Source organism: Terriglobales bacterium (assembly GCA_035624475.1).
Taxonomy (GTDB): domain Bacteria; phylum Acidobacteriota; class Terriglobia; order Terriglobales; family Acidobacteriaceae; genus DASPRL01.
The window spans coordinates 1-8,672 of the sequence record DASPRL010000239.1; the positions used below are offsets into that span (position 1 = coordinate 1).

At 67.8% G+C, this 8,672-nt stretch carries 8 protein-coding genes; 5 read left to right on the forward strand and 3 right to left on the reverse strand.

Going from position 1 to position 8,672, the window contains the following annotated elements; all coding sequences use genetic code 11:
• Window positions 1–214: 214 nt before the first annotated feature.
• A complete protein-coding gene (locus VEG08_09870; protein ID HXZ28289.1) occupies window positions 215–643 on the reverse strand; it encodes a DUF4870 domain-containing protein in 429 nt (142 codons plus the stop codon).
• Window positions 644–797: 154 nt separating this feature from the next.
• Window positions 798–1,286 (reverse strand): Fur family transcriptional regulator, encoded by a 489-nt coding sequence (locus VEG08_09875; protein ID HXZ28290.1) that lies wholly within the window; start codon window positions 1,284–1,286, stop codon window positions 798–800.
• Between the two features lie 108 nt (window positions 1,287–1,394).
• On the opposite strand from VEG08_09875, the gene VEG08_09880 reads away from it, so the two are divergent.
• Window positions 1,395–3,863 carry a penicillin acylase family protein gene (locus VEG08_09880; GenBank protein HXZ28291.1) on the forward strand — a complete coding sequence of 823 codons (2,469 nt, stop codon included), beginning with the start codon at window positions 1,395–1,397 and terminating at the stop codon, window positions 3,861–3,863.
• Window positions 3,864–3,992: 129 nt separating this feature from the next.
• Here the strand turns inward: VEG08_09880 and VEG08_09885 are convergent, their stop codons facing one another.
• Window positions 3,993–5,204, reverse strand: a complete 1,212-nt coding sequence (locus tag VEG08_09885) for a hypothetical protein (protein HXZ28292.1) — start codon at window positions 5,202–5,204, stop codon at window positions 3,993–3,995.
• A gap of 221 nt (window positions 5,205–5,425) precedes the next feature.
• Here VEG08_09885 and VEG08_09890 point away from each other — a divergent pair, with 221 nt between their 5' ends.
• The 4 genes from VEG08_09890 to VEG08_09905 all read left to right on the forward strand — a co-directional run.
• A complete protein-coding gene (locus VEG08_09890; GenBank protein ID HXZ28293.1) occupies window positions 5,426–7,297 on the forward strand; it encodes a bifunctional homocysteine S-methyltransferase/methylenetetrahydrofolate reductase in 1,872 nt (623 codons plus the stop codon).
• 85 nt (window positions 7,298–7,382) lie between these two features.
• Window positions 7,383–7,628 (forward strand): exodeoxyribonuclease VII small subunit, encoded by a 246-nt coding sequence (locus VEG08_09895; protein HXZ28294.1) that lies wholly within the window; start codon window positions 7,383–7,385, stop codon window positions 7,626–7,628.
• 101 nt (window positions 7,629–7,729) lie between these two features.
• Window positions 7,730–8,104 (forward strand): hypothetical protein, encoded by a 375-nt coding sequence (locus VEG08_09900; GenBank protein HXZ28295.1) that lies wholly within the window; start codon window positions 7,730–7,732, stop codon window positions 8,102–8,104.
• Between the two features lie 93 nt (window positions 8,105–8,197).
• Window positions 8,198–8,672: polyprenyl synthetase family protein (locus VEG08_09905; GenBank protein ID HXZ28296.1), on the forward strand; the 475-nt coding region annotated here is incomplete at its 3' end.

Sequence of the window (8,672 nt, forward strand, 5' to 3'; positions counted from 1 at the left end):
GAACAGCCCCGCCGAGGCCGCCCCGTCGAAGCACTTGTCGTGATAGAAGACGCGGACTCTCACCTCTTCCCCTTCCCGCGGCAACGCCAAACAAAAGTAGATACAAATGACATCCCCCCGCGCTTCTGTCAAGTGAGCCGGTCGCGCGGGAAGGCGGTACAAAAAGGAAACGGGCGGGGAGCGACGTCCCCGCCCGCTGGAGGTCTTTCCTCGGTTAAACGCCGGCCTGCTTGGCGGCCAAGTCGCCGATGAAGGGCAGCTTCCACATCTGCCCCTGGTTGGCCTTGAGCAGCAACATCACCCACAGCACCAGGCCGCCCAGACCGATGATCGGCCACAGGATCAGAGTCAACCAGCCGATGACCGGGATGGCCGCGATGATGCTGAGGATGATCGAAAGCGCGATCCAAGCGCAGCAGAAGAAGATGTTCTGGAAGCAGTGGAAGCGCACGAACGGCCGCTTGTTGTACGGCTCCATCACCAGGAAGATGATGGCCGGAATGATGGTGATGTAGGCGACCATCCCCGCGGTGTTGTCGGGCATGCCCGCGCCGGCAGGGGCTGGGGCCGCTCCCCCGCCTCCGGTGGAACCGCCCGCTCCGGTGGAACCGCCCGCTCCAGGTGTGGCGGCGTTATCCGTCATAGATCTCCTCCAGGGAATGCGTAGCTCGGCTTGCGCCCGGCGGTGCTAGTCCGCCGCACTTCTTCAATCGCGCGGACAATAGCAAAATCCCGTACAAAAGCAAAGCAAAAACTCACTCCCTTTCGCGATGCCCCCAAGGCGCGCGAGCCTACCGCTACGAGCCGCTCTTCTTGCGGCACTCCTCGCAGCGCCCGTAGATCTGGAAGGTGTGGCGGGTGGTGGAGTAGCGGTACTTGCGCCCGATCTCCTGTTCCAGCTTCTCCACCTCGGGGGAGAAGAACTCGACCGAACCCCCGCACTCGGTGCACACCATGTGATGATGGCTGCGGCGGTTGTACTGGTGCTCGAAGCGGGCGATGCCGTCGTGAAAGGCGACCTCGCTGGCCAGCCCGCACTCCGCCAGCAGCTTCAGGGTGCGGTAGACGGTGGTGAAGCCGATGCCCGGGTCCTTCTTCTTCACCAGGCGGTGGAGTTCGTCGGTGGAGAGGTGCTCGCGGGTCTCCAGGAAGCTGCGCAGGATGGTGTCGCGCTGCCCGGTGTGCTTCAGCCCGACCTTCTTCAGGTGGCGATGGAAGATCTCTTCCGCCTCGCGCACCGCCTCGCGCGAGATGACGGCGTGGTCGTCGATGCGTCGCTGCAGCATACAAGGCGCGCGGGCGGCCCCACGGCCGCCCTCAGCATACCATCGGGGGCTCGCCCCTGCACGGCTCCGCCTCGCCCGCCCTTCCTGTGTAGAATCTGGGGGAGTCGGATGGCCGCCACAACCCTTCCCGCCGCCGTAGCCACGCCTCGCCGCTCGCGTGCCCGCTTCTTTCTGCGCCTGCTGCTGCTGCTGGGGGTGCTGTTGCTGGCGGCGCTGGCGGGTGCGGCGCTGTGGCTGTACCTTGCCGGGCGCGCTTCGCTGCCCCAGGTGGACGGCACTCTGCGTGTGCCCGGCCTCACCGCCCCGGTCACCGTCGTCCGCGACGCCCAAGGCGTGCCCCACATCTCCGCCGAGAACTTCGGCGATCTCTTCTTCGCCCAAGGCTACGTCACCGCGCAGGACCGGCTGTGGCAGATGGACATGAGCCGGCGGTATGCCAGCGGGGAGCTGGCCGAGGTCCTGGGAGCGCCGTTTCTCCGGCTCGACCGGCGGCAGCGGGTGCTGGGCCTGCGCGCCACCGCCGAGAAGATGGTGGCCGCCACGCCGCCGGAAGATCGCGCCCAGGTGCAGGCCTACGTCGACGGCGTCAACGCTTTCCTCGAATCGCATGGCGATCGCCTGCCCCTCGAGTTCCGCGTGCTCCGCTACCGCCCTCGCCCCTGGACCCTGGCCGATTGCTACGTCATCGGCCTCAACATGAGCGAGCTGCTTTCTCATCCCATCGACAGCCAGGTCGTACACGAGAAGCTGCTGGCGCGGCTGGGAGCGGAGCGCACTGCCGACCTCTATCCTGCGCGCTCCTGGCGCGACCATCCTCCGGGTGTCGATCTCAAGGAACCGCCTCAGCCCGCCCGGCGCAACGACGAAGACGAGGATGAGGACGAGGACCCCGCGCGGGCCTCTTCCGTCTCCCGCGTTTTGCCACCGGCCTCCGAAGAGTACCTGCGCGCTTTGCTGGCGGGACCGCTGCTGCCCGGCTCCAACGACTGGGTCGTCAGCGGCGAACACACCGTTTCCGGCAAGCCGCTGCTCTCCAACGACATGCACCTGCCGCACTCCATCCCCAACGTCTGGTACGAGGCCCATCTGCAGGCGGGTGACCTCGACGTCGCCGGGGTCACGCTCCCGGGAAGCCCCTACGTCGTGGTCGGCCACAACCGGCACATCGCCTGGGGCTTCACCGCGCTGGTGGCCGACGTGCACGACCTGTTCGTCGAGAACCTCAACCCCGCCGGCCAGTACCAGACCCCGCAGGGCTGGCAGATGCCCGAGCACCGCCGCGAGGTCATCCACGTCAAGGGCGAGCCCGATGTGGTGCTGGACGTGGTGGTCACGCGCCACGGGCCCATCGTCACTTCTTTGGTCCCCGGCGAGCGCCGCCAGCTGGCCCTGCAGTGGACGGCCTACGACACCGCCGGCTTCCGCTATCCCTTCTTCGAACTCGACCGCGCCCGCGACTGGGAAGAGTTCGGGCGGGCGCTGGCGCGGCTGGTCTCCCCCACCCTCAACGTCGTCTATGCCGACGACGCGGGGCACATCGGCTACCAGGCGGCAGGCCGCATCCCCATCCGCAAGACCGGCGACGGCAGCCTGCCCGTGCCCGGCGGTGACGGCGCCCACGACTGGAGCGGCGTCATCCCCTTCGACGCCCTGCCGCGCGTCTTCGACCCGCCTTCGGGAGTACTGGCCACCGCCAACAATCGCATCACACCCGACGGCTACCCCTACTTCGTCACCTCGCAGTGGTTCCCGCCCGACCGCGCCGAGCGCATCTACCAGGTGCTGGAGTCAGGGCGCAGGTTCTCCCCTGCCGACATGCTGCAGCTCCAGATCGATATCCACTCCGACTTCGACCGCTATTGCGCCGAGCGCTTTGTATCCGCTGTGGACCGCGCCACCAAGGTCTCGCCTCGCGCCCGCCGCGCCGCCGAGCTGATGCGCGGCTGGGATGGCCGCCTGACCGTCGATTCTGTCGGCGCCACCCTGGAGACGCGCTCCCGCGTGGAGTTGGTGCGCCTGCTGCTGCGGAGCCGCCTGGGCCCGCTGTGGGACGAGTTCACCGGCCCCGAGCGCCCCGCCCTGATGAGCGGCGCCGGGCTGGAGGAGATCCTCATCCACGAACCGCCGCGCTGGCTGCCCTCCGGCTATAAGAGCTACAGCGACGTGCTGGCGGCGGCGGTGGAGGCCGCGGTCAGCGAGAAGGAAGCCCCCGGCGACCTGGCTTCCTGGCGCTGGGGCGCCGCTTCGCCCATCGTCCTGCAGCATCCCCTCTTCGGGCGCATCCCGGGACTGGCCCACTGGGCGGGGCCGGGAGAGCGGCCCCAATCCGGAGGCAGCTACACCGTCAAGCAGGTGGGGCGCGCCTTCGGGCCCTCCGAGCGCATGACCGTGGACTTCTCCGACCTCGATCGCTCCACGCTCAACATCGTGACGGGGCAGTCGGGCCAGCTCTTCAGCCCCCACTACATGGACCAGTGGAAGGCCTGGTACGAGGGCACGACTTTCACCCTTCCCTTCTCAGACCAGGCCGTGAGGCGGTCCGCGGCGCATACGCTGACGCTGCTGCCGGCAAAGTAGCCGTCAGCAGTCGGCGACCACCCTTCGGCCAGTCGCCGAAAGGCAGGAACCGCGCGTGCGTGCAGACGCCGCTGCCGCAGTCTGGCGGGAACAAGCTGGACGGGGACGGCGGAAGGCTGTCGGCTGCTCTTACTGGTCGATCTGCTTGACGTCGTAGGCCTGGCCCACGATATCGATCTGGGTGGCCTGGGGCGCGTCGGTGGTGGTGTCGTAGATGACCAACTCCCCGCCCACGCACACGTACACCACATTGCGGCCGGTGATGGCCGCCATGCCGGTGACCACTCCTTGCGGAGCGCTGATGCCCGCGGTGTTCCCCGAGATGTTGAACATGGACAGGCATCCCTGGGTCGCATTGCTGCAGGTCGAGGTGGAGCCGTTGGAGAAGGCGGCGTTGCGCGCCCCGACGTAGAGCTTGTTGTTGCCCGTCATCTCGATGCGGTCGTGGTAGCCGTCGCTGATGGGCACGGTCGCGCTGATGCTCATGCCCGAGGTGTTGACCACGGTCAGGCGGCCGAAAGGCGGGGTGGTACCCGGACAGGCGGCGCCGCAGCTTCCCGCCACGTACAGCGTGGAGCCGTTCAGGAAGCCCACGGTGGCGCCCCCAGGAAGCAGCAGGGGCACGCCCAGGGTCTGGCCCGACATGGTCAGGGGCGTGACGCTGGCGGCGGCCCCGCCGCACTCCGGACCGCAGCTCAGGACATAGGCGATGCTGTCGTCGCTGGTGAAGACCGCCCCCACCGGTTGGTCCAGCACTCCGCCTCCGGTCACCGTGGTGGTGGTGTTATCGGCGGTGTTGATGACGGTGATGTCGTTGGAGCCGTCGCTGAAGACCAGCAGCTTCTTTCCATCGTGGCTGAGCGCGAGGCGCCGCGCCTTGGGCACGTTGACGTGGCCGGAGATGGCCAGGCTGGTGAAATTCACGATCTCCACCACCCCGGCGGGCTGGCCGCTCGCCGGCGCATTGGGCACGGCCACGTAGGCGGTGACGCTGTCGGGCAGGATGACCATGCTCTCGGTGGCATCGGGCAGGTTCACCGTCCCGCCCTGGGTCTCGCCGTTGTTGTCGACGATACTGAGCTCGTTGACGCTGGCGTCGAACACCAGCGAGGTGGCCCGGTTCGGCGACAGCGCCATCAACTGGGGATTGCCCACCAGCGTGACCTGATTGGTCAGCAGGGTGTCGTTGTGGAAGTTGACGATCTGCAGCGCCGACGCGGGCAGGTTCCCGCTGCTGAAGCCGGCGTTGGAGACGAAGGCGCGGGTCGTGACCCCGCTGGTGACCGGTCCAGGGTTGGCTGCCGGCGTGCTCCCACACCCCGCCAACAGCATCAGGACCAAGAGACTGAGTAGTGCGCTGGCCGCTCGCTTCAACGCTCCCGCCCCCCGGGGGATTGTAGGAATCGTTTCCAGTGAATCGCAGATTATAGCAGAGGCGCGCGCTCCCTTTCCTCGCTCGGGGTAAGGATGCACTCGCAGCTCGCTGAGGTTGCTTGGTCCGCGTCTTCCTGCGCTCCTCCCCGGAAGTAGCTGCCGGCCCGCCATTCCTGTATCCTTCTGCGATGCCGCTGGATTTCCTCTCCCGCCTGCAGCAGGGCCCGGTGCTGTGCGACGGCGCCATGGGCACCCTGCTCTACGCTCGCGGCATCTTCATCAACCGCTGCTACGACGAACTCAACCTCTCGCAGCCCGACCTGATCCGCGGCATCCACCGTGACTACCTGCAGGCCGGCGCCGAGGTGGTTGAGAGCAACACCTTCGGCGCCAACAGCTTCCGCCTGGCGCGGCATGGTCTGACCGACCGCGTCCGCGACCTCAACCTGGCCGGCGCCCGTCTGGCCCGCGAGGCGGTGGAAAGCGAGACCGCCAAGAAGGCCACTCAGGCTTGGGTGGCCGGTTCGGTAGGGCCGCTCGGGGTCCGCATCGAGCCGCTGGGCAAGACCTCGCTGGAGGAGGCCCGCGAGGCCTTCGCCGCGCAGATCGCCGCCCTGGCCGAGGGCGGCGTGGACCTGCTCATCCTGGAGACCTTCGGCTACCTGGAAGAGCTGCACCAGGCCTTCCTGGCCGCCCGCGAAATCGCGCCCAAGCTCCCCGTCATCGCGCAGGTCACCATCGACGAGGAGGGCAACTGCCTCGACGGCGCCAGCCCCGAGACCTTCGGCGCGCACATCGAGGAGTGGGCCCCCGAAGTGATCGGCTGTAACTGCTCGGTGGGTCCCGCCCCCATGCTCGACGCCCTGGAGCGGGTGCGCCGCGTGAGCACGCGCCCGCTCTCCGCCCAGCCCAACGCCGGTATTCCCCGCAGCGTCGAAGGCCGCAACATCTATCTCTGCTCGCCGGAATACATGGCCAGCTACACGCGGAAGTTCGTGGCCGCGGGAGTGCAACTGATCGGCGGCTGTTGTGGCACCACGCCGGAGCACATCCGCGCCATGAAGGCGGCGCTGCGCGCCGGCGACGCCCGTGCCGGCTCCTTCCAGGTGGTCACCAAGCCCAAGCAGGAGTCGGCGGTGGAGGTGCCGGCGCTGGCCCAGCGCTCCCGCCTGGGCGCCCGCCTGGCCAAGGGCGAGTTCGTCACCATGGTCGAGATCGTCCCCCCCAAGGGCACCAGCGCGACCCGGGAGATCGAGGGAGCGCGCTTCTTGAAGTCCGTGGGCATCGACTTCATCAACATCCCCGAGAGCCCGCGGGCCGCCGCCCGCATGAGCGCCCAGGCTCTGGCCATCCTCATCCAGCAGCAGGTGGGAGTGGAGGCGCTGCTGCACTACGTTTGCCGCGACCGCAACGTGCTCAGCCTGCAGAGCGACCTGCTGGGCGCCGCCGCCATCGGCGTGCGCAACATCCTGTGCGTCACCGGCGACCCGCCCAAGCTGGGCAACTATCCCGACGCCACCGCCGTGTTCGACATCGATTCCATCGGCCTGGTCAACGTGGCCCACAACCTGAACCGCGGCTTGGACATCGGGGGCAACGCGGTGGGCACAGGCACCGGTTTCGCCATCGGCGTGGGCGCCAATCCCGGCGCTCCCAACCTCGACGAAGAGGTCCGCCGCTTCGAATACAAGGTGGAAGCGGGGGCGGAGTTCGCCATCACCCAGCCGGTCTTCGACCTCACCCTGCTGGAGAACTTCGAGCGCCGGGTCAGCCACCATCGCATCCCGATCCTGGCGGGAATCTGGCCGCTGGTCAGCCTGCGCAACGCCGAGTTCATGAAGAACGAGCTGCGCGTCTCCATCCCCGACGGCATCCTGGCGCGCATGAGCGCCGCTCCCAACTCCGAGGCCGCCCGCGCCGAGGGCGTGGCCATCGCCCGTGAGATGCTGCTTGCCGTGCGTGACCTGGTGCAGGGGGTGCAGGTCAGCGCTCCCCTGGGCCGCTACCCCTCCGCCGTGGACGTGCTCGAGGCCCTGGGCTCCGCCCGCACCTCCGCCTGATATCCCCGACAAGGGGCTGCTCTTGAAAAATTCCCGGCATCCCCCTTCTTCAAACCGCAGTACAATGTCCGCAGGAGCGGATTCTTTGCCCAAGTTCGAGGATTGCCTCCAGCGCCTGGAAAAGATCGTGGACGAACTCGAGAAGGGGGACATCCCCCTGGAGAAGGCGCTGGCGCTCTTCGAGGAGGGCATCAAGCTCTCGCACTCCTGCCGCAAAGAGCTGGAGGAGGCCGAGGGCAAAGTAGAGGTCCTGCTCAAGCAGAACGGGAAGCTGCAGCCGGGGCCGTTCGAGGCCCCGCCTGAAAAGACTGCCGCCCCGTCTCGCAAGTAACTTCGCCGCATTTTTGGCGCAACGCGCTGGCGGTTCGGAACCCGGTCCAGGTCCCCGCCGCAGCTCTTTCCGGCCTCGCCGGAGAGAAGGGAGGATTCCCCATGCTGCCCATGACCGTGATCGTCGCCCAGAGCAACGCCCGCTGCGCGGAGAAGATGGCTGCATTCCTCCATGGCCATTTTGATTCGGTCCTGGTCGCAAGTTCCCTGGAGGAGCTGCGCCGCGAGATCCCTCGCCACCGCGCGAATATCGCCATCATCGACCTGGAGCTGGTGGATGTGAACGACGTGGAAGAGATTCACCACGAGTTCCCGCCCACCTGCATCATCTGCACCCATCGCCTGGCCAACGAGGAGCTGTGGACGGCCTCGCTGGCGGCGGGAGCGCACGACTGCTGCATGAACGACGACGTGCGCGGCATTCTGGGCGCCATGATGCGGGTGCCCGGCGTCGTCCGCACTCAGGTCGCCGCCTAGCAGCACATCCTGGGATGGAGCCGCGGCCCTGACTGGGCCGCTTTTTCTATCCCCTATCCACCACTCACTCTGCACTCTTATACTGTCTCCTTCATGCTCACCGACATGCTCACCGACACCCTGGAGCAGGGCCGCGCCGCGATCGATGCCGCCCTGGAGAGGTTGCTGCCCCCGGCGACGCAGTACCCGGAGTCCATCCACCGGGCCATGCGCCACAGCGTCTTCGCCGGCGGCAAGCGGCTGCGTCCCATCCTCTGCCTGGAGGCGGCGCGCATGGTCGCGGGCTCGCTCCCCGCGGGCATCGAGGAAGTGGGCTGCGCTCTGGAGATGCTGCACACCTACTCGCTCATCCACGACGACCTGCCCGCGCTCGACAACGACGACCTGCGCCGAGGCCAACCCACCTGCCACAAGGCCTTCGGCGAGGCCACTGCCATCCTGGCCGGCGACGCCCTGCAGACCTACGCCTACCAGGTGCTCTCCCGGCTGCGCTGCCCCGCCGAGCGCCGCGTGCGCATCATCGAGGAAGTGGCCCGCGGCACCGGCACCATCGAGGGCATGATCGGCG

Coding starts and splice junctions, on each gene's coding strand:
- VEG08_09880 (HXZ28291.1), top strand. CDS start 1,395: ATGGCCGCCACAACCCTTCCCGCCGCCGTAGCCACGCCTCGCCGCTCG.
- VEG08_09900 (HXZ28295.1), top strand. CDS start 7,730: ATGCTGCCCATGACCGTGATCGTCGCCCAGAGCAACGCCCGCTGCGCG.
- VEG08_09890 (HXZ28293.1), top strand. CDS start 5,426: ATGCCGCTGGATTTCCTCTCCCGCCTGCAGCAGGGCCCGGTGCTGTGC.
- VEG08_09875 (HXZ28290.1), bottom strand. CDS start 1,286: ATGCTGCAGCGACGCATCGACGACCACGCCGTCATCTCGCGCGAGGCG.
- VEG08_09870 (HXZ28289.1), bottom strand. CDS start 643: ATGACGGATAACGCCGCCACACCTGGAGCGGGCGGTTCCACCGGAGCG.